The sequence below is a fragment of the Stenotrophomonas sp. HMWF023 genome, from assembly GCF_003060985.1.
Taxonomy (GTDB): domain Bacteria; phylum Pseudomonadota; class Gammaproteobacteria; order Xanthomonadales; family Xanthomonadaceae; genus Stenotrophomonas; species Stenotrophomonas lactitubi.
In genome coordinates, this window is the sequence record NZ_QAIJ01000023.1 from 1 (window position 1) to 19,931 (window position 19,931).

Consider the following 19,931-nt stretch of genomic DNA (forward strand, 5'->3'; position numbering starts at 1 on the left):
CCCGCCATAAAGGCCGACGGATTGCCCGCCGGCACCGGTTAAGGGCGGTGCCGACGGGCAAGCGTAAACAACTGACGCGAACATCATCACGGGTTTGGACGCCCGGCCACCCGTTGTCGGTGGCGCGCCATGGTCTTTACGCTGCCGCTTCGAATGCAAATTGAATTTCGCGAAGAAATCGCGGGATTCGAGAGCGAAGATCCATTGTTGCACGCAGCAATCGTGCAGCACGCGACGCCATCAGACGCATTCGCGCAGCCGCACTGTTGATTGCGAATCAAAGTGCCGCAATCGCCCATGCCGCAAGCGCATAGCGCGACGGCCTTCTTTACAACAGTTCTTAGTCCACCTCGTCAGGCAACGGCGTCTGATCAGCTGCACACCACGAAAAACGGTTCAAACACGACACCGCCAGCGAGCGTCGCAGCCTCAATCAGCACCATCCGCAACCAACGCCGCATTCCCCACCAGCAGCTCAATCATCGCCCGCGCCGCCGCCGACTGCCGCCGATGCGGCGCATAGATCACCGAGAACGGCCTTGACCGCCCACGCAACTGCGGCAGCACTTCCACCAGCTGCCCGCGCTGCAATCGCTCGCGCACGATGAACTCATAGCTCTGGCAGATGCCGATGCCCTGTTCGGCCAGCGACACCACGCCCAGCACATCGTCGGAGGTCTCGATGGACGAACGCGGCAGCCAGTCCACGTCGCGCCCGCCGTCGCGGAAGATCCACGGCGCCAGCCGCCCGGTGCGCGGCATCACGAAGGGCAGGCACAGGTGCTGCTGCAGGTCGTCCAGCGTCTGCGGCGTGCCGCGGCGCTGCAGGTAGTCCGGCGCGGCCACCAACAGCAGCGGGGCGTCTTCCAGCTTCCGCGCCACCAGCCCACTGTCCGGCAGCTGGCCCAGGCGGATGGCCAGGTCGAAACCTTCGGCCACCAGGTCCACGTTGCGGTTGGTGATGTTCAGTTCCACCTGCACCTGCGGGTACTGCTGCGCAAAGCGCGCCAGCACTGGCGGCAGCCGGTAGTGGCCATAGGTGGTGGGCACGCTCAGGCGCACGCGGCCGGCCAGCGCACCGTCCTGGGCCAGTACGTCGCGCTCGGCGTCGTCCAGTAGGCCGAAGGCGGTGCGCACCTGTCCCAGATAGAGCCGCCCGGCGTCGGTCAGGCCCACGCGGCGGGTGGTCCGCTGCAGCAGCTGGCGGCCCAGCCGCGCTTCCAGGCGGGTGACCGCGCGGCTCAGCACCGAGGGCGTGGTGGACAGCGCCACCGCGCCGGCGGTGAACGAGCCGTGCTCGACCACCGCCAGGAACACCTCCACATCGCCCAGGTAGTCGAACTTGCGGCTCATTTGGCTGTCCGGGGAACAGATGTTTTGCGATGGGGCCAATTTATCGCCGCTGGGGCGATGAATAAAGTGGCGGCCATTCCCCGATAGGAGCTCCCCATGAACCTGATGACCCGGCTGGCCGCAGCGCTGGCCCTGACCCTGGCCGCGACCGGCGCGCAGGCCGCCAACGTGCTGGTGGTGCTGTCCGACGAACACCACCTGGACCTGAAGGACGGCAAGGTGCTGTCCACCGGCTTCTATCTCAACGAGCTGATGCAGCCGGTCAAGCTGCTGCTGGACGCGGGCCATGAGGTGACCCTCGCCACGCCGCAGGGGCGGGCACCGACGGTGGATGCGTCCTCGGTGGCGCCGGCGTACTTCGGCAATGATGCCGCGCAGCTGAAGCTGCACAAGGACCTGCTGGAGAAACTGGCGCTGACCTCGCCGACGGCCTCGCCGGTGGTCAGCCTGGCGCGTGTCGAGCAGCAGGGCTACGCACGCTTCGATGCGGTCTACATTCCCGGTGGCCACGCGCCGATGCAGGACCTGCTGAAGAGCCCGGCGCTGGGCCGGCTGCTGGCTGACTTCCATAAGCGCAATAAGACCACCGCGCTGGTCTGCCACGGGCCGATCGCGCTGCTGTCCACGCTGCCGGATGCTTCTGGTTTCGTGGCGAAGCTGGAAGCCGGTGCGATGCCGGCCACGCCGAAGTGGATCTACAGCGGCTACCAAATGACGGTGATCAGCAACCAGGAAGAAGAGCAGGCCAAGCCGCTGCTGGGCGGCGGTGAGATGAAGTTCTACCCGCAGACCGCGTTGCAGCGGGCGGGCGCGCGGTTCACCAGCAATGCCACGCCGTGGACGGGCCATGTGGTGGTGGATCGTGAGCTGATCACCGGGCAGAACCCGGCTTCGGCGCTGGAAGTGGGGCAGCGGTTGGTTGAGCGGTTGAAGTAAGCCTGCCCGTTCAGCGCGCTTTTCGTTCTGAAGAATCCCGCGCGCATTGCGCGGGACATGCGCCGAGTGACCTGTCAGATGGAGGCGCTCAGGCCTCCAACTCCACAGCCTGTTCAACCGCTGCGGCATGCTGGAGTCGGGCCCTGAAGTAGGCGGCAACCTGCGGATCGGTCGCGTAGACGTAGCACCCCTTCATTCCGCGGGTCATCAAGGTGCGGTAGGTGTTCTTGATGATGGTGTCCGCAAGTTCGGCGGCATGGGCGGGGTGGGACTTTGACAGCTTCACGTAGCCCTTCATCGTCTTGTCGTGCCGATCGCGCGCACGCGGTACGGTCATGAGGGCGCCGTCCTCCATGACGAGGTCCGGCCCGATGATCACGCCGATGTAGTCGACCTCCAACCCTTGGCAAGTATGGATGCAGCCCACCTGGTCAATTGACTCTGGGGAGATGATCCAGAGGCTTCCGTCCTCGTTGAGGTTCCATTGCCGCCGGTAGTTGTCGATGACAATGTCCATCGCCTTGCTGTTCTTTTTGCTGTTCCAAGGCCAGCAGTAGCCAGCCACCACGCGCGCGCGGTTTCCGCTGTTCTTGGCTTCGATGGCCGTGTGCAGCGTGGCCGGATCATCGAATACCTGGAAGTCGTAGTTGATCTCTTCGAGTGTCGTGTTCGCGGTTGTGCGGATCTGCAACACGTCATCCAGCCATGCGAGATAGCCGTCGGAGCCTGCACAGCGGAATTGCGAGGACAGGACGTATTCCTCCACCGCCGCTCCACGGGCGATGGCGAAGTCCCGAATGGCCTCTTTGGTCCCGACGTCCTTGAGCGTGACCCGCTGGTCTTCGTCAATGAAGAACACGCTACAGAGTGCGGCGTTGATCAGTTCCTGAATCTGGTGCGTACCGAGGTTGCCATAGAAACCGCTTTTCTCGGTAAGGCGGTGTGCCTCATCCACGACCAACACGTCGTAGGCGTTCTGCGCCGATTCGGTGAATGAACCGGACCCGCCGAAAAGATGTACCAGATGGGCGTTTTCGGGCGTCTGGATGAGTGTGTTGCTGTAAACGGCGCGAGGCGCCGCATTCTTTGAGATGTACTTGACGGTCAATCCGTCGCGAAGCGCTGCGAGTAGGTTTACAGCGACAATCGACTTGCCTGTGCCAGGGCCGCCTTCAACGATGACGACGCGGGGCTTTCCGCTGGCGTGCGCCTGGGCGCATGCCGCCTTGGCTGCTTCAAATACGTGCTTCTGCTCATCGAGCAGCGCAAAGGAGCTATTTCCCTTCAGTAGCCTATGCACATCGTCCGCGAGTGCCTTGGAAGGACGGATCCGGCCATTCTCCAGCTCGGCAAGCACCGTCGCGCCATCGCCCTTGCTGGTGTACTGACTGATGAAGCTACGCAGTCTTTCAAGATCGCCAGTACTCTTCAGGAAGAGCGGAGCACGTTCTATGTAGGGCTGATAGTGGGGCGAGTCGATGACACCGTCCGGCACGTAGTTGTGCAGATAGGCGCAGGGATGAAGCTGGAGTTTTCCTTCGTGGACCGCTTCGTTGAAGCCCTCGAGGAACGCAGCGTAGGACCACGCCTGATAGCTGGGGTGGACCAGTGGCTGTCCTTCGCGAAGCTCCACGATGGCGTCGCGCTTGGTCGGCTTGATGGTCGACCACTGTTTGAGCTCGACGATGATGACGTGGGGCGAGCCGTCCTCGGCGTGACCGGTCAGGACGACGTCGATGCGCTTCTTCGACTGGGGAAGAATGAACTCCACCGCCACACCGATGTCGTTGGGAATGGAGTGGTGGGAAAGTGCACGCGCGACGTATCTCAGCGATTCGCGCCAGGATCGGACCTCGGACTCGCCGACGTCACCTCTTGTCGCCGCCTTGAAGCTGGCGCGGATGACCTCCTCGATTTCCTTGTCGTTGCAGTGAAGAAGGAAGGACTCCTTGTCTGCCTGATAGACGATCATGGCTGCGACAGCTTGTTGTACTTGGTGCTGACGCCGCGCGAGAGATCGACCGGGTACTTGGCAGCATTCGTGGCCAGCTTGCTGCTGACAGCGGCATTCAAATCGATCCCGAGCACGTCCGACAGCCGGATGAGGTAGAGCGCCACATCGGCGATTTCATCGCGCACGGCGTTGGCGGTGGCTTCCGAGTATGCCGCCTTGAACGAATCGGCCTCTGTCATCCACTGGAAAATCTCGTTCAGCTCTCCAACTTCACCGGAGAGGGCCATGACAAGGTTCTTCGGGGAATGGAACTGCGTCCAGTCACGGGCTTCTGCGAATTCCCTGAGCGCTTGGGCAGCGCCGTTGACCTCGACGAGAGACGTTTCCATGGCAGGGCCTAATACGACAGAGTGTGGCCAATTCTACCCTTGCGTTTGGGCCGTATGCGACAGCGTCGGATCGTCGCTGCCGCGATCGACGCGGCAGCGAAGCGAGGGGCCGGCTTTCAAGTCCGTGGGAGTGGGAGCACGCTCCGGTTACTCCGTGTTCGTTGTGCCGCCGGACTGGCGGGATGCCACGTTCCTTTGGCCATCCTGTTTCGCACATGACACAGATACGAATGCGGCGATGGCGCAGGCGTTTGGCGTCTATGGCGGCGTTGATTGCATCGATGACAAGCTGCCACTACGTTTTCCGCAGTGTCCTTGCCGCCATCTTGCTGAGCCAGGAGGTGTTCCGCTGTGCACTGGAAGGGGCGTGCGGATCGCGAGCACATGCCCAGTTCGTCGGGCGATGCCAACCACATGCGCACGCCACAGTAATAGCAACACCCGTTCTGGGCGCGGAACGATCTGGCACGAAGCGATTTGAGAGTATTTGAGGTCATTGGCGGGCTCTGGAATCAAAGTTGATTCCCGTGCCGCCTATAGGTGGACCTCGGGCACCCGGAGCCATTGGCTATGCGGGCAAAGCGCCGACGCTGTAGCGCTCGGCAATGGAGTTATACGACGAGCGGGTTTGTCGTGCAAGACCGACGGCGGATCGCTAGCGGACGCCTGCAGCGCCGAACTGGCTATGTGGGGAAGGGCGGCTATCAGTCGCCCTTCGTGGTGCAGCCGAAGCTCAAAGCTCTAGTCCGGTCCAATCTCTGGACAAACCAATTCAGCTAGCTCCCGACAGGCAAAGAACAGCCCATCAACCACCCACTCATCCACCTAGCGGCCCGGAAGCAAGCCTCCCTCCAGGGCCTACGTGGCGCCGCTACACTTCCAACTGGCGAAGCAGCGCCTCCAGATTCCTCTCGCCGCCCTTGGTTTGCGCGCCTGCCTTGAGCCCGCCCCGAATGAGATTTTCGGCCGCAGGGCGCGCGAACAGTCCTGCCCATGCGTCGTGCTCGCGACGAAAGCCCTCCCGCAGGTCTGCCATCGGCACTGCCTTCTTGGCCGCGGCAATGACGCCCTCGGGCAGCGCCGCGATGTTGCGCGCCAGTCGATCTACGAAACCGTCGAGCTCTGCCGCAGGCAACGCGCGGTTGATCCATCCATAACGCTCCGCGGTTGTCGCACTGATGACATCGGCGCCCAGGATCACTTCAAGCGTGCGACCGCGCGTCATCCGGGTAGATAGATACTGAGTGGCGCCGCCCCCGGGCGTAATGCCCATCAACGCCTCGCACTGGGCAAGTCCCGCTTGGCCTTCTGCGGCAAACGCCATGTCGGCCGCTGAAATGAATTCAGCGCCTCCGCCGCGCGCCAATCCGGCCAGCTTGACGATCGCGACCTGCGGCTGCTCTCGTAGCAGCTCGCCGAACGCCTGGAACGGGTTGAGGCCTTCTGGAGCTTCGCGGGCAACATCGTCGAACGCGTGCGGCTCGTCGATCAATGTCATGTCGACATGGGCAATGAAGAACTCTGGGTCCGCACTCTGGAAAACCAGCACGCGCGTGTTTTGATCGTCGCGAACGGAGAGTAGAAAGCGGCGTATCTCGCTCATCAGCGGAACGTCGAGAACGTTTACCGGCGGGTTGTCGATCGTGATCGTGGAGACACCATTCGCGCTGGAGATGTGAAGCCTGCTGAATTCCGTTGTTGTCATCTGGATATTCCTGGGTGGGGTGTGCTGTTGGCCTGATGGTATTCTTTGGATACCTAGCGTCAATTACGCACCTGAAGCATCCCAGGGATGCAGGAGGATACCGATGGATGAGACTGACCCGATCTACCGCGCCGACTGCCCGAGTCGCGTGATCCTCGACCAGATCGCCGACAAGTGGTCGATGATGGTGCTGACGGTGTTGCGCGAGCCGCGTCGCTTCAATGCGATCAAACGCCGCCTTGATGGCGTCACCCAGCGCGTGCTGACGCAGACGCTGAGAAAGCTGGAACGCAACGGCATGGTGACGCGCAGGGTGCTGGAGGGCAGGGTACTGGGCGTGGAATATGCGTTGACGCCGCTCGGTCGATCATTGCAGGAGCCGTTCTCGATACTGTTCGACTGGACCGTCAAGAACATGGAACGGATTCAGGACTATCAGCGCAGCTATGACGCGCGTGTGGATCCCGCCATTTCCTGAATGATGGCGGCGTGGGAGCGTACGGCGGCCCGCCGGCACCCGTTCGTACCGCATGGTGCAGGCGCGGGTTTTCGCGCTGGGGCTGACATGACCTCCATGCGTGGCGTGGAAGCTACACTGGCTGCCTACGCCCGATGGAAGCTCGCCCATGTTCAATGGAAAAGTTGCGGTGGTCACCGGCTCTACCAGCGGTATCGGTCTTGGCATTGCCACCGCGCTGGCGCGGCAGGGCGCCGATATTGTGTTGAATGGATTTGGCGATGCGGCGGAGATCGAACGCATCCGTTCCGGCCTGGAAGCCGAGTTCGGCGTACGGGTGGCGCATGATGGCGCTGACCTCTCCCGTGGCGATGCGGTGCGCGAAATGATCACCCACGCCGTTGCGAAAATGGGGCGTATCGACATTCTGGTGAACAATGCGGGCATCCAGCACACCGCATCGATCGAGGAATTTCCCGTAGCGAAGTGGGATGCGATCCTCGCGCTGAATCTCTCGGCGGTGTTCCACTCAACGGCGGCGGCCTTGCCTTACATGAAGCAGCAGGGGTCCGGTCGAATCATCAACATCGCGTCGGTGCACGGGCTGGTCGGGTCAGTGAACAAGTCGGCCTATGTGGCGGCCAAGCATGGCGTGGTGGGGTTCACCAAGGTGACCGCGCTGGAAAACGCAGGCACGGGCATCACCGCCAACGCCATCTGCCCGGGTTGGGTGCGAACGGCGCTGGTCGAGCAACAGATCACCGCGTTGGCGGAGCGCGAGGGAACGGACCAAGAGTCCGCCGCTCGCGGGCTGCTGGCCGAGAAACAGCCCTCGTTGCAGTTCGTGACGCCCGAGCAGCTGGGGGAGATGGTGGTGTTCCTGGCCTCGGACGCTGCGGCGCAGATCACGGGTACGGCGCTGCCGGTGGATGGGGGCTGGACGGCGCGGTAGCTGGCTGGCTGCCCGCCGGGCATGGCCGGGCGCTACCGGGAGATTGGTGTGGGGTCCGGTGTTATCGGGAGGTTGGCGCGGTGGTTCGGCGTTACCGAAGCCGTGCGGGATCGATCAAGGGAACCTCGTCGAGGTCGCCCAGCGTGACGTGATGGCTGCAGAACCCGAACGGGATATCCGCGGCGGGCTGCACCTTGTGGCGTGGCACGCTTTCGATCTCCCGCACCTCGTCGACGGCCAGCGCAAGGCTTTCCGCGCCGGCCTGCATCAGCAGCATGGCCGGGCAGCCGTGGGCGAAGGCGGCCAAGCCAATGGCCTGGCGCAGGTCGACCACCGGCAGGGCGTGGCCGCGCACGGTGAGATGCGGGCGCGCGCTACTGCCGGGGCGATCAAAGGTTTCAGGCCCGCGGATTTCAATCGCGGCTTCAACATCGACTGCAAACAGGTGGGTACCGGCCCGCACAACAACAACTTCAATGAAGGCCGGCGACGACGGGGCCGGTTCACCGGCCGAAGGGGAAGAGGGCTGCAAGAGGAACCTGTGGAAGGGTATTTAGACTGCGTCGCAATGATGCCGTGTCGACGTGGTGTAACGCGTGCTTGACGGGTGAGCGGCCAACACGTGTTGCATGCGTCGTTCAGCGGAATCAAGGCTCCTTCACGGGTTGGCTTGGGCTGGGCGCGGATTGCCAGCCATGGGCTGGCACTACTGGGGTTTGGCGAAGACGTCCAGGCCTTTGCCGGTTTCCAGCAACGACTTCAGGCTCGACAGCACGATCGGCCAGCCCTGGCGGATGCCGGTATCCATGCCGCTGCCCGGTTCCAACTCGTCATGGGTCACCGTCAGCTTGACCATGTCCTCATAGGGCACGATTTCGAACGTCACCCGGCTGTAGGCCTTTGGGTTGTCCGCCTGCGAGGCGGCGGCCCAGGTGATCACAAGCCGCGAGGGCGGGGTGTTTTCCACTACCTCGCCAACCAGCTCGACCTTGCGCTCGTCGTTGGCGCGCACGTGTTGCCAGCGCGAACCGGGTTTCCAGTCCGATACGTTTTCATGGCCCCAGTAGGTGCGGGCAATCTCCGGCCGGGTGATGGCCTCGAACACCTTCTGCGGCGTGGAGGCGATATAGATCACGTGGATGAAACGGGTGGATTCAGCGCTCATGGTCATTCTCCTTCCAGTTCCTGTTTGAGGTCATGCAGCAGGCTCAGGCGCTGCTGCTCGAACTTGCTTACCCAGCGCGTATAGACGTCGTGCAGCGGCACCGGGTTGATGAAGTGCAGCTTCTCGCGGCCGCGCCTGACGGTGCTGATCAGGTTGGCGTCTTCCAGCAGGCCCAGGTGCTGGGTGACCGATTGCCGGGCCATCTGCAGGTGCTCGCAGAGTTGCCCGAGCGTCTGCCCGTTGCGCGCGCACAGCAGGTCCAGCAGCGTGCGGCGCGTGGGGTCGGCCAGTGCCTTGAACACCTTGTCTGCATCCATGGGGGTTTTCAGTTCCAGTTGTCGATCTTGATGTCGTGCGGGCTCGGCCGGCCGCGCCCGGTTTCCAGCAGGGATTTCAGGCTCATCAGGAAGATGGCCCATTTGGTGCTGCAGTGGTGCATGAACTCCACGCGTTCCTTCCAGCCTTCGTGAGTGAACAGCACGATGCAGTAGTCGCCGTCCTGGTGCAGGGCGAAACGCGCGGTGGTGCCGATCCATTCCGGCGGGCCATCGATGAATTCCCACAGCACCAGCTCGTTGGGCTGCAGTTGCAGCAGCTTCATCTGCATGGCGCCGATTTCCTGGCCGTTGGCGGTGAAGCGGGCGGTGACGGTGCCGCCGGGGTGTTGGTCGCCGGTGGTGTCTTCGGCCCACCAGGCGGCGATGCCTTCGGGGCTGGCCAGGGCCTGGTAGACCTGGGCTGATGGGGCGTTGATGCCGACTCTGTGAGCGATATCCACCATGACTGCGGCTCCACGGTGGGCGGCGGGGTGCCGTCCGTGGGATCACAATAGGCAGGTAAATACCTGCATGTCAACTCCGCCGCCGTGAACGCCCGGCCGTGGTAGTGCCGGCCGCTGGCCGGCAGCTTGGTGGAGTGGGTGATTGCAGCTGCCGGCCAGCGGCCGGCACTACTGGTTAGCGGCGCGCAATGGACTTTTGGCCGTGGTGATGCCTGGTGCGCGGCGGCATTCTGGGCGGAGCCGGGTGATTGCAGCCGTTCGGGTTCGTTGAATGAAAGGAGTACTACGCGTGAGTGATGCTGGAAAAGAGGCGCTGACGATTCGTCGCGCCAGCGTGGCCGATGCGCCTGCGGTGCTGGAGCTGTTCGATGAAGTGATTGCGTGGTTCGTGGCCATCGGCAATCCGCAGCAGTGGGGTACCGAGGCGTGGTCGTCCATTCCGCGGCGCATTACCCAGGTGACCGATGCCTGCGCACTGCCCGGTGCGTGGGTGGCGGAATCCGCGCAGGGCAAGGTGCGTGCGTTCCTGGCGTTGGGCGAGGCCATGCCCTATGTGCCTGCGGCGACCGAGCCGGAGCTGTATGTACGCGTGTTGATTGCTTCGCGCGATGCGCGGGTACGTGGCATCGGCCGGCGTTTGATGGCGTTCGCCGACGAGCAGGCCCGCGCAGCGGGATTGGATTACCTGCGCGTGGATTGCTATGGCGGTGGCAGTGGCGAGCTGGTGCGCTTCTACGAATCGTGCGGTTACGAACGGCTGTCGACCTTCAACGTGGATGGCTGGCCGGGGCAGGTGTTGGGCCGCCGTCTGTGACCTGGCGGCGTCTCAGTTCTCTGCGTCCTGTAGTGCTGCATGCAGTTTGTCGGTGATCTGCTGCAGCGCGGCCAGGTCATCGGCTGAGAGATGATCGAGGAAATTCCGGCGCACGCTGGCGACGTGTACCGGCCGCGCTGCGCCTAGCTGGGTGCGACCTTCTGCGGTCATGCGGATCACCACCACGTTGTCACTGTCGGTGTCGCGCTCGATCAGGCCACGGCCGGCCATGCGGGTGAGTTGGTGCGAGAGCCGGGTTTTGTCCCATTCCAGGTAGTCCAGCAGTTCGCGCTGGCGGCGGCAGCGGTCCTTGGCCTTGCTCAGTTCCATCAGCACGACGAAGTCGGCACTGGAGAGTCCGGTGCTGCGGGTGATGTCGTGGACGATGCGGCCGGAGGTGATCTCGGCCATGCGCCGGAAGCCGCGCCAGGCGGCCCACTCGTCAGGGGTGATGGTGGGTGGGGTCACGCGCTCACGTTGCCCGTGGTTGGTTGACGTGTCAACCCGGGCGTTCTACGGTTGATATATCAACCGACCAACAGGCCACCTCATGCCGCACCCTCCACGTATTGCCATCATCGGTGGAGGCCCCGCCGGCCTGACCGCGGCGCTCATCCTGCATCGCGGCGGTCATCGCGTAAGCGTGTACGAGGGCGAGTCGTCCGGGCAGCAGCGCACCCAGGGCGGCACGCTGGACCTGCATGAGGATTCCGGCCAGGTGGCGCTGCAGCGCGCTGGTCTGCTGGAGGCGTTCCGGGCGGTGGCGCGCCATGAAGGCCAGGAGGCGCGGATGGGGGATCCGTGGTCCGGGGCGATTACCGCAGGTGGGTTCGGGCCGGAGGGAAGCATGGACAAGCCGGAGATCGACCGCGGCGACCTGCGCCAACTGCTGCTGGATGCGCTGCCGGCCTACACGGTGCAGTGGGGCCATTGCCTGAGCGGGATGGAACCTGCAGATGCTGGCTGCCACAGCCTGCGCTTCGCCAATGGTGTACAGGCCGAGGCGGACATCGTGATTGGTGCCGATGGTGCGTGGTCGAAAGTCCGCGCTGCGTTGAGTGCGTGCCAGCCGCTGCCGACCGGCATTACTTTCTTTGAAGGATGGATCGCGCAGCCTGCGGCGGATATCGCGGGCATGGTGGGGCAGGGCAGCCTGTTCTGCTTTGGCGGCGAGGAGGCGCTGTTCGTGCAGCGCAACAGCGGCGATCGACTCTGCGTGTACGCGGCGCTGAAGCGGCCTTCTGATTGGCTTGATGCGCAGATCGCGCAACAAGGCATGCGCGCGCTGGTGACAGGCAGCTACACCGGCTGGGCACCGAACCTGCGGCGGCTGCTGGAGGCGTGCACCGACTTCGTGCGGCGGCCGATCTACAGCCTGCCGGCGGATTTCCGTTGGACACCGCGCAACGGCGTGACGCTGATCGGCGATGCTGCCCATCTGATGCCGCCGGTGGGCGTGGGCGTGAACCTGGCGATGCTGGACGCGTCGGATGTGGCGATGGCGTTGTGCGCGCAGCCGGATGCAGTGAGTGCCATTCGCCACGCCGAGTCCATTGTGCGTGAGCGCGCCAGCGCGCTGATGCCGGACGCCATCGACGGGTTCCAGCGCTGGTTCACTACCGAGGCGACGGCTGACGGCGGTTGAGGCCGCTGGAAACGCGGGGACAGCAAGCACCTGCGTCACTGCGTCGCAGTCTCTCTGCAGGATGCGGTACATCGGTTCGGCGCTAGAGTGGGGGCTACCCCATCCAGGAAGGAGACGCGCATGTACTACAGCAGTGGCAACTACGAGGCCTTCGCACGCCCGCGCAAGCCGGCGGGCGTGGACAACAAGACGGCCTGGTTCGTGGGTTCGGGCCTGGCCTCGCTGGCCGGTGCGGCGTTCCTGGTGCGCGATGGGCGCATGCCCGGCGAGCGCATCACCATCCTGGAACAGCAGCAGATTGCCGGTGGCGCGCTGGATGGCCTGAAGGTGCCGGAGAAGGGTTTCGTGATCCGCGGCGGCCGCGAGATGGAAGACCATTTCGAGTGCCTGTGGGATCTGTTCCGTTCGATTCCGTCGTTGGAAATCGACGATGCCAGTGTGCTGGACGAGTTCTACTGGTTGAACAAGGACGACCCGAACTATTCGCTGCAGCGTGCCACGATCAATCGCGGCGAAGATGCGCATACCGATGGCTTGTTCACCCTGAGCGAGCAGGCGCAGAAGGACGTGATCGCGCTGTTCCTGGCCACCCGGCAGGAGATGGAGAACAAGCGCATCAACGAAGTGCTTGGCCGCGATTTCCTGGACAGCAATTTCTGGCTGTACTGGCGCACGATGTTCGCGTTCGAGGAATGGCACTCGGCGCTGGAGATGAAGCTGTACCTGCATCGTTTCATCCACCATATCGGCGGGCTGCCGGATTTCTCGGCGCTGAAGTTCACCAAGTACAACCAGTACGAATCGCTGGTGCTGCCGCTGGTGAAGTGGCTGCAGGAGCGCGGCGTGCGTTTCCAGTACGGCACTGAAGTGACCGATGTTGACTTCGACCTGCAGGAGGGCCGCAAGCAGGCCACGCGCATTCACTGGACGCGGGATGGTCAGGCCGGCGGCATGGACCTGGGCGCGGACGATCTGGTGTTCATGACGATCGGCTCGCTCACCGAGAATTCCGACAACGGCGACCACCACACCGCTGCGCGCTTGAATGAAGGCCCGGCACCGGCGTGGGACCTGTGGCGGCGCATCGCGGCCAAGGATGCGGCGTTCGGGCGCCCGGATGTGTTCTGCGCGCATATAGCGGAAACCAAGTGGGAATCGGCAACGGTGACCACGCTGGACGCGCGCATTCCGGCGTACATCGAGAAGATCGCCAAGCGCGATCCGTTCAGTGGCAGGGTGGTGACCGGTGGCATCGTGAGCGTGCGCGATTCGCGCTGGCTGATGAGCTGGACGGTGAACCGCCAGCCACACTTCAAGAACCAGCCGAAGGACCAGATCGTGGTGTGGGTGTATTCGCTGTTCGTGGATACGCCCGGCGATTACGTGAACAAGCCGATGCAGGACTGCACGGGCGAGGAGATCACCCGCGAGTGGCTGTACCACCTGGGCGTGCCGGTGGAGGAGATTGACGAACTGGCGGCGACCGGGGCGAAGACGGTGCCGGTGATGATGCCGTACATCACCGCGTTCTTCATGCCGCGCCAGGCTGGTGACCGCCCGGACGTGGTGCCGGAGGGCGCGGTGAATTTCGCCTTCATCGGCCAGTTCGCGGAATCGAAACAGCGCGATTGCATCTTCACCACCGAGTATTCGGTGCGTACGCCGATGGAAGCGGTATACACCCTGCTGGGCATCGAGCGTGGCGTGCCGGAGGTGTTCAATTCCACCTACGACGTGCGCACGCTGCTGGCGGCGACCGGTCGCCTGCGCGATGGCAAGGAGCTGGACATTCCGGGGCCGGCGTTCCTGCGCAACCTGCTGATGAACAAGCTGGACAAGACCCAGATCGGCGGGCTTCTGCGTGAGTTCAAGCTGGTGCAGGACGACTGAGCGAGCGGGGCGTAGGTAGCGCCGGGCCACGCCCGGCGGCTTCTTTCGGCGCCGCTTCGCTCGCCGGGCATGGCCCGGCGCTACCGCCTGCACTTACACCCCGCCGTCGGTGGAACGGCTGAGGCTTTCCCAGGTATCGATGCGCTCTGCCATGGCAGCCAGCTTGCCGCGTACCAGTTGCAGGGCATCGCTGCCCAGCAGCAGGTGCGTGGGTGGGTTGGGGGTGTCGATCACCTGCAGCATGGCCTGCGCGGCCTTGATCGGGTCGCCCAGCTGATGGCCACTCTTTTCCTCGCGCGCGCGGCGGATCGGGTCGAACAGCGCGTCGTAGTCGCCGATGCTGCGCGAGGCCCGCACCATCGAACGGCCAGCCCAATCGGTGCGGAACGAGCCCGGCGCGATAGCGGTCACGTGGATACCGAACGGCGCGACTTCCTTGCCCAGCACCTCGCTGATGCCTTCCAGCGCGAACTTGCTGCCGCAGTACCAGGCGATGCCAGGCAGGGTGATGAAACCGCCCATAGAGGTGATGTTGAGGATGTGGCCGCGACGGCGCGCGCGCATGTGCGGCAGCACGGCTTTGATCAGCGCGGCAGGACCGAACACGTTCACTTCGAACTGGTGGCGCAGCTCGTCCAGCGTGGATTCTTCGAGGATGCCTTCGTGGCCGTAGCCGGCGTTGTTGACCAGTACGTCGATGGCGCCGATGTCGGCTTCGACGCTGGCCACCAATGCATCGATGGCGGCGGCGTCGGTGACGTCCAAGAGGCGGCCGAAGGCGTGACCCGGCGCGAGGGCTTCGAAATCCTGACGGGCGGTTTCGCTGCGCACGGTGCCGACCACGCGATGGCCGGCCAGCAGGGCCTGCTGGGCCAGGGCGCGGCCGAAGCCGCTGCTGACGCCGGTGATGAGGAGGAGGCGGGAAACGGTCATGGACGAGGGCTCGTGGCTGGGGTCTTGCACGTTAGTGGTTGAGTGCGGGGCAGCCCAGGCCTATTATTTGGCGGTTCTTGCCTATTCCTATGGTGCGCCCGATGCAGTTGACCGATGACCCGCTGCAGCATCCCGCACAGGCGCGCATGGTCGGCCTGTTGCAGGCGCTGACGGTGGACGAGGGCTACACGCTGACGGCAGTGCCCGGTGTGCGACTGCTGCGCTCGAACCGGCCACTGGCGCGCACGCCGGTGCTGTACGACCCGGGCATCGTGATCGTCTGCCAAGGCGTGAAGCGCGGCTATCTGGGCGGGCAGGTCTACCAGTACGACGCGCAGCACTATCTTGCGGTGTCGGTGCCGGTGCCATTCACGATGGAAACCGAGGCCACGGCGGAGGCGCCGCTGCTGGCGATCTACTTGCATCTGGACCTGCAGCTGGCGGCGGATCTGCTGATCGAACTGGGCGAGCGCGCCGCCAGCACCGAAGCGCCGGCACAGAGCATGATGTCCAGCCCGATGCAGGGTGCGATGCAGGCCACCGTGCTGCGGTTGCTGGAGGCGCTGGCCGATCCGTTGGAGGCAGACGTGTTGGGCCCCTCGCTGGTGCGCGAGCTGTATTTCCGGGTGCTGACCGGCGCACAGGGTGGAGCGATGCGCGAGGCGCTGGCCATGCGCGGGCGCTTCGGCCGCATCGGCAAGGTGCTGCGGCATATCCATGCGGCCTATTCGACGGCGCTGGATGTTGAGGCGCTGGCAGCGCAGGCGGAGATGAGCGTGGCCACGTTCCATGATCACTTCCGCAGCATTACCGGCACCTCGCCGATGCAGTACGTGAAATCGACGCGGCTGCACCAGGCGCGGCTGCTGATGCTGCGGCAGGGCATGACGGCCGAGGCGGCATCGCTGGCGGTGGGGTACGCCAGCCCGTCGCAGTTCAATCGGGAATTCAAGCGCCTGTTCGGGTTGCCGCCGGCCGCCGAGGTGGCGCGCATGCGGCGAAGCTTTGCGTTGCCGCCGGCGTCGGCCGATGCGGTGTATGTGTCTTCGCATTGATTGCGGCATTCGCCGGGCATGGTCCGGCGCTACCAGGGAAGCCCGTGTCAGGGAGCGCCGGGCCATGCCCGGCGAGCGCAGCGGAGGGTGGTTGACATTGAGTCTACCTACTAGTAGGTTTACGCCCATGAAAGAGTCGCTCTCTCCCAAGGCCCACGAGATCCTGGCCCAGGCCCGTTCGCTGCTGGAAGCCGGTGGCTACAACGGTTTCAGCTATGCCGACGTGTCCGCGCGGGTGAACATCAGCAAGGCCAGCATCCACCACCATTTCCCCAGCAAGGCCGACCTGGTGCGCACGGTGGTGGAGCTGTACCGGGCGGAGGCGCGCGAGGGCCTGGCACTGCTGGATCGGCAGCTGGGAGACCCGTTGCAGGAGCTCAATGCGTACGTGGACTACTGGTCCAGCTGCATTGCCGGTGGCACGGCGTCGTTCTGCATCTGCGCGATGCTGGCTGCCGAGATGCCGATGATTCCGCCGGAAGTTGCCGACGAAGTGCGCGGGCACTTCGAGGATCTGACCAGCTGGCTGACCGCGACGCTGGAGAAGGGCGTGGCCCGCGGCCAGCTTCGCCTGCAGGGCACGCCTGCCGACGAGGCCAAGGCTTTCATGGCGTCGGTGCATGGCGCGATGCTGGCGGCGCGCGGTTTTGGTGATGCAGCGACGTTTGCGGCGCTGGCACGGTTGTCGATTGCCCGGGTGAGCGCGGCGGTCTGAGTGATTCCCGGAAGGCCTGCGCGAAGCGGGTCTTCTTTTTGCCCACTGAATCTACCTACTAGTAGGTTCATAACTCCAGCAGAGGTTGCCATGAGTCATCCGCTTTCTCCCTTGGGCGTCGTACACACCGCGATCAGCCTGGTTCCCATCGTCGCCGGCATTTACGGATTCATCCGCCATCGCGCCATTGCTCCGGCTACGCGCGCGGGCAAGCTCTATCTGCTGGGATTGGTGCTGTCGGTGGCGACGTCGTTCACCGTCTCCAGCACCGGGGGCCTCAACTCTGGTCATGCGTTTGGTGTGGTGATCCTGCTGATTGCATTCGGTGGCGTGCTGGCGGCGCGGCTGCGTTTCCTTGGCCGGTTGGCGCCTTATCTGTCCACGTTCGCGCTGTCTTTCAGCTTCCTGCTGTCGCTGGTGCCGGGCGTGAATGAAACGCTGACGCGACTGCCGGTGGCGCATCCGATTGCGGCTGCGCCATTGGCGCCGGTGATCCTGCAGACGTTGCTGGGATGTGCAGCGGTGTTTGCGATCGGCTTCCTGGCGCAGTGCTGGCGGATACATGCGCGCAACGCACGCGCACGCGGCTGACGCTGCGCGGGACCGTCCAGGTGATCAGTCTGCCAGCGGTGCTGGTGCGTCTTCGCCATAGGTGGCGTTGGCGCTGCCGCACGTCGCGTACGCCGTCGCGTTGGCAGGCAGGCCGGTGGCCTTGATGGCACGCCGCGAATCGCCCGCGGACACCTCCACGTAGCGCTCTGCTGCCAGCGTGTCGTCGGGCAGAACGTAAAGCAGCACGCGCTGCAGGGTGGATTGGCCATCCAATGGCTGCGGCTGGCGGAATGCAGGGACCTGCACGCGCGCGCTGTGCCATTCCTGCGGTGCGGCGGCAGTCTGCCAGCGAACCTGCAACGGCTGGTCGAGATTCAACAGCGCGACACCGATGGTGTGGTTGGACGCCGTGCACGCAGCGGGGGGCGCAGGAATGGGCGCGATGGCGTCGTCGCCGATGTCCAGCGTCGCGCCATTGATTTCCAGGCGCACGATCGGCGCGGCGCCGTAGTTGTGCGTCCTGAACTGCACCAGCCCTTCCACGCGGCTGCGCTCGAGCTCGTATTCGGTAGCGCCGGCCAGACGCGCCAGCGCGGGGGCAACCTCGACGTGGTCCGCATAGTGGTAGTAGAGGTGGACGATGTCTGGCCCCCCCGATGTGCCCCACACGGGGGTGAGCGCTGTGGTATCCGGATAGGACTGGCGACGCAGTGGCAGGCGGGTGCCGGTGCCCCCGGGCGGGGCGCCGTAATGGTAGTGCTCGATGCCTGGTTTCAGTCGTGCGTTGTCGTAGGGGAAGGCGCTGTCTGCATCGGACTGTGCGTTCGGGTAGCGGTGGAAAGCAACGAAGTGCTCGGGTGTCTGCCCATTCATGGGCAGGTCGGGCCCGGCACCGGAGTAGGTGGAGGCATAGGGTGAGGTGTCCAGCCACAGTGCATTGCCACTGAGGTTGATGTGCGTTTCGGCGATGGCTGCGCGTGAGCCACCGGTGGCGGTGTCCACGGTACTGTGCAGCGCTTGCCCCAGCGGAACGATGAGCAGGGCGAGGACAGTGGGCAGGAACATCAGGGCATGCACACGGCCCGGCACATGCCCGCGCTCGCGCACCATGTAGCGGACCCAGGCCAGCAGGAGCAGCACCAGCAGCGGCACGCCAACCCACAGCGCGAGGGTGACCAACGCCACCACGCCCCAGCCGAGATTCGGGGTGCAGACCGCGATCAGGCCGAGCGCGGCGAGGAAACTGGCCAGTACCAGCGAGACGCCGATACCGAAGCGGTAGTTCCTGTATGGGGTAGCAGTCATCACCGTTCCATCGGCAGGCCGGGTCGTGCCTGCATCTTGCCGGGTGGATGGCTGCGTGGAAAGACCGGGCGGTTGTCAGCAGCCCACCAGCCGGTCGGCGCTGATGCCACTGCGATGCTGGTTGCGGTATTCGATGGGGCTGGCGTCGACCATGCCGCGGAAGTGCCGACGGAACGATTCCTGCGAACCAAAGCCCGCCTGTTCGGCCACCCATTGCAGCGGCCGGTCGGTGGTTTCCAGCAGTTCGCGTGCGTAGGCCACGCGCTCGCGGATGAGCCAGTCGATGGGCGACAGGCCGGTGGCTTCGAGAAACTGCCGCTGCAGGGTGCGTTGGCTCAGCGCGGCCTGTTCGGCGAGGCTGCCCAGCGAATGCGGTTCGCGAAGATTGCGCCGCATCCATTCCATCAGTTTCGCCAGCCGCGTGGGTTCGCCCAGCGGGATCGCGCGGCTGACGCGCTGGCTGCGTTCGGCATCGCGCCACGGCGCCAGCACCAGCCGCTCCGCTACGAGGTTGGCCACGCGCGCACCGTAATCCTTGCGCACCATGTACAGCATCATGTCCATGCCCGTGGCCGACCCGGCCGAGGTGATGATGCTGCCGGCGTCCACATACAGCACGTCGTCGCGTACGTGGATGCGTGGGAACTCGCGGGCCAGCGTTTCGGTGAGCCGCCAGTGGGTGGTGGCCTGGCGACCATCGAGCAGGCCGGCCCACGCAAGCACGAATGCACCGGAGCAGATGGAGGTGATGCGGGCGCCGCGCGCATGGGCGCGGGTGAGGGCATCGAGCAGCGCCTGCGGCGGGCGCTCGCTGGGTTCGCGCCAGCCGGGAATGACGATGATGTCGGCGTCGTCGACCGCGCTCAGATCGTAGGGCAGCTGTACCTGTGCGCTGCCGAGCATGCGCAGTGCGCCGGGTTCGCCAGCGCAGAGCTGGGTGCGGTACCAGGCCACGCCCAGTTCGGGGCGGATGGGCGCGAACAGACCGACCGCGCAGCCGAATTCGAACAGGCCCTGGCCGTGGCAGGCCACGATGGCGACGGTGGGCGCGTTCGGTTCGGCAGGCAGGGTGGGCATGGCTTGATGCTACCGATGAAGGTGCCTGCGCCAGCATGTCATGGCGGCATGAGGTGATACCGGTGCGGCATATGGCCGGTGGCGGGTTTGCGTTGCCGCCGGACGCGCGCACGTTGCTGCGTAAGGTCATTACCAGCGGTCATGTGGCTGGCGCGATGTGACGGTCACATGACGCGATATCCGCTGTTGCGCGTTGGGCGTGGGCCCTTGAATGGAGGTGTGTCTCCGGCCCACCCCCACGAGCCCCCATGCC

The 19,931-nt window shown here is 64.6% G+C and carries 23 protein-coding genes; 9 read left to right on the forward strand and 14 right to left on the reverse strand.

Annotation, left to right across the window (positions count from 1 at the left end):
* Both DBR20_RS22265 and DBR20_RS00680 read right to left on the reverse strand, forming a co-directional pair.
* On the reverse strand, positions 1-213 hold a 213-nt coding region (locus DBR20_RS22265), incomplete at its 3' end, for a hypothetical protein (protein WP_219927771.1).
* A gap of 216 nt (positions 214-429) precedes the next feature.
* Positions 430-1,353 carry a LysR family transcriptional regulator gene (locus tag DBR20_RS00680; RefSeq protein ID WP_108264828.1) on the reverse strand — a complete coding sequence of 308 codons (924 nt, stop codon included), beginning with the start codon at positions 1,351-1,353 and terminating at the stop codon, positions 430-432.
* A 96-nt stretch (positions 1,354-1,449) separates the two neighbouring features.
* Here DBR20_RS00680 and DBR20_RS00685 point away from each other — a divergent pair, with 96 nt between their 5' ends.
* The gene (locus DBR20_RS00685) at positions 1,450-2,289 is read left to right on the forward strand and encodes a type 1 glutamine amidotransferase domain-containing protein (protein WP_108264829.1); all 840 of its coding nucleotides are present in this window, start codon (positions 1,450-1,452) and stop codon (positions 2,287-2,289) included.
* Positions 2,290-2,377: 88 nt separating this feature from the next.
* Here the strand turns inward: DBR20_RS00685 and DBR20_RS00690 are convergent, their stop codons facing one another.
* From DBR20_RS00690 to DBR20_RS00705, 4 genes are all read right to left on the reverse strand, one after another.
* Complete coding sequence (locus DBR20_RS00690) at positions 2,378-4,261, reverse strand: DUF2075 domain-containing protein (protein WP_108264830.1); 1,884 nt, start codon at positions 4,259-4,261, stop codon at positions 2,378-2,380.
* The gene (locus DBR20_RS00695; protein ID WP_108264831.1) at positions 4,258-4,632 is read right to left on the reverse strand and encodes a nucleotide pyrophosphohydrolase; all 375 of its coding nucleotides are present in this window, start codon (positions 4,630-4,632) and stop codon (positions 4,258-4,260) included. Before DBR20_RS00695 ends, DBR20_RS00690 begins: the two co-directional genes overlap by 4 nt.
* 116 nt (positions 4,633-4,748) lie before the next feature.
* Complete coding sequence (locus DBR20_RS00700; RefSeq protein WP_108264832.1) at positions 4,749-5,129, reverse strand: HNH endonuclease; 381 nt, start codon at positions 5,127-5,129, stop codon at positions 4,749-4,751.
* A gap of 374 nt (positions 5,130-5,503) precedes the next feature.
* A complete protein-coding gene (locus tag DBR20_RS00705) occupies positions 5,504-6,337 on the reverse strand; it encodes an enoyl-CoA hydratase/isomerase family protein (RefSeq protein ID WP_108264833.1) in 834 nt (277 codons plus the stop codon).
* A gap of 103 nt (positions 6,338-6,440) precedes the next feature.
* Here DBR20_RS00705 and DBR20_RS00710 point away from each other — a divergent pair, with 103 nt between their 5' ends.
* Both DBR20_RS00710 and DBR20_RS00715 read left to right on the forward strand, forming a co-directional pair.
* On the forward strand, positions 6,441-6,815 hold the full coding sequence (locus tag DBR20_RS00710; protein ID WP_108264834.1) for a helix-turn-helix domain-containing protein: 375 nt from the start codon (positions 6,441-6,443) through the stop codon (positions 6,813-6,815).
* A gap of 148 nt (positions 6,816-6,963) precedes the next feature.
* On the forward strand, positions 6,964-7,746 hold the full coding sequence (locus tag DBR20_RS00715; RefSeq protein ID WP_108264835.1) for a 3-hydroxybutyrate dehydrogenase: 783 nt from the start codon (positions 6,964-6,966) through the stop codon (positions 7,744-7,746).
* 91 nt (positions 7,747-7,837) lie between these two features.
* Here the strand turns inward: DBR20_RS00715 and DBR20_RS00720 are convergent, their stop codons facing one another.
* The 4 genes from DBR20_RS00720 to DBR20_RS00735 all read right to left on the reverse strand — a co-directional run bounded on the left by DBR20_RS00720 (position 7,838) and on the right by DBR20_RS00735 (position 9,692).
* On the reverse strand, positions 7,838-8,278 hold the full coding sequence (locus tag DBR20_RS00720; RefSeq protein ID WP_108264836.1) for a chemotaxis protein CheW: 441 nt from the start codon (positions 8,276-8,278) through the stop codon (positions 7,838-7,840).
* 174 nt (positions 8,279-8,452) lie between these two features.
* Positions 8,453-8,911, reverse strand: coding sequence for an SRPBCC family protein (locus DBR20_RS00725; protein WP_033830924.1), 459 nt, complete (start codon positions 8,909-8,911; stop codon positions 8,453-8,455).
* A gap of 2 nt (positions 8,912-8,913) precedes the next feature.
* Positions 8,914-9,228 carry a metalloregulator ArsR/SmtB family transcription factor gene (locus DBR20_RS00730; RefSeq protein WP_099783727.1) on the reverse strand — a complete coding sequence of 105 codons (315 nt, stop codon included), beginning with the start codon at positions 9,226-9,228 and terminating at the stop codon, positions 8,914-8,916.
* An 8-nt stretch (positions 9,229-9,236) separates the two neighbouring features.
* Positions 9,237-9,692 (reverse strand): SRPBCC domain-containing protein, encoded by a 456-nt coding sequence (locus DBR20_RS00735; protein WP_108264837.1) that lies wholly within the window; start codon positions 9,690-9,692, stop codon positions 9,237-9,239.
* Positions 9,693-9,981: 289 nt separating this feature from the next.
* Between DBR20_RS00735 and DBR20_RS00740 the strand changes: the two genes are divergently transcribed.
* The gene (locus DBR20_RS00740) at positions 9,982-10,506 is read left to right on the forward strand and encodes a GNAT family N-acetyltransferase (protein WP_108264838.1); all 525 of its coding nucleotides are present in this window, start codon (positions 9,982-9,984) and stop codon (positions 10,504-10,506) included.
* A gap of 12 nt (positions 10,507-10,518) precedes the next feature.
* Here the strand turns inward: DBR20_RS00740 and DBR20_RS00745 are convergent, their stop codons facing one another.
* Positions 10,519-10,974, reverse strand: a complete 456-nt coding sequence (locus tag DBR20_RS00745) for a MarR family winged helix-turn-helix transcriptional regulator (protein ID WP_108264839.1) — start codon at positions 10,972-10,974, stop codon at positions 10,519-10,521.
* 82 nt (positions 10,975-11,056) lie between these two features.
* Here DBR20_RS00745 and DBR20_RS00750 point away from each other — a divergent pair, with 82 nt between their 5' ends.
* Both DBR20_RS00750 and DBR20_RS00755 read left to right on the forward strand, forming a co-directional pair.
* A complete protein-coding gene (locus tag DBR20_RS00750; protein ID WP_108264840.1) occupies positions 11,057-12,151 on the forward strand; it encodes an NAD(P)/FAD-dependent oxidoreductase in 1,095 nt (364 codons plus the stop codon).
* A 120-nt stretch (positions 12,152-12,271) separates the two neighbouring features.
* Positions 12,272-14,041: an oleate hydratase gene (locus DBR20_RS00755; protein WP_108264841.1), complete on the forward strand. Its 1,770-nt coding sequence runs from the start codon at positions 12,272-12,274 to the stop codon at positions 14,039-14,041.
* 93 nt (positions 14,042-14,134) lie between these two features.
* Here the strand turns inward: DBR20_RS00755 and DBR20_RS00760 are convergent, their stop codons facing one another.
* Positions 14,135-14,974, reverse strand: a complete 840-nt coding sequence (locus DBR20_RS00760; RefSeq protein ID WP_108264842.1) for an oxidoreductase — start codon at positions 14,972-14,974, stop codon at positions 14,135-14,137.
* A 101-nt stretch (positions 14,975-15,075) separates the two neighbouring features.
* Between DBR20_RS00760 and DBR20_RS00765 the strand changes: the two genes are divergently transcribed.
* The 3 genes from DBR20_RS00765 (at position 15,076) to DBR20_RS00775 (ending at position 17,335) form a co-directional block, all read left to right on the forward strand.
* Entirely contained in the window at positions 15,076-16,029 is a 954-nt protein-coding gene (locus tag DBR20_RS00765) for an AraC family transcriptional regulator (RefSeq protein ID WP_219927772.1), read from the forward strand.
* 127 nt (positions 16,030-16,156) lie between these two features.
* Complete coding sequence (locus DBR20_RS00770) at positions 16,157-16,744, forward strand: TetR/AcrR family transcriptional regulator (RefSeq protein ID WP_108264843.1); 588 nt, start codon at positions 16,157-16,159, stop codon at positions 16,742-16,744.
* A 90-nt stretch (positions 16,745-16,834) separates the two neighbouring features.
* Positions 16,835-17,335: a hypothetical protein gene (locus tag DBR20_RS00775; RefSeq protein ID WP_108264844.1), complete on the forward strand. Its 501-nt coding sequence runs from the start codon at positions 16,835-16,837 to the stop codon at positions 17,333-17,335.
* Between the two features lie 24 nt (positions 17,336-17,359).
* Here DBR20_RS00775 and DBR20_RS00780 read toward each other — a convergent pair whose 3' ends face one another.
* Positions 17,360-18,601 (reverse strand): hypothetical protein, encoded by a 1,242-nt coding sequence (locus DBR20_RS00780; protein ID WP_108264845.1) that lies wholly within the window; start codon positions 18,599-18,601, stop codon positions 17,360-17,362.
* 75 nt (positions 18,602-18,676) lie between these two features.
* Positions 18,677-19,678 carry a helix-turn-helix domain-containing protein gene (locus tag DBR20_RS00785; RefSeq protein WP_099821294.1) on the reverse strand — a complete coding sequence of 334 codons (1,002 nt, stop codon included), beginning with the start codon at positions 19,676-19,678 and terminating at the stop codon, positions 18,677-18,679.
* Positions 19,679-19,931: the final 253 nt, after the last annotated feature.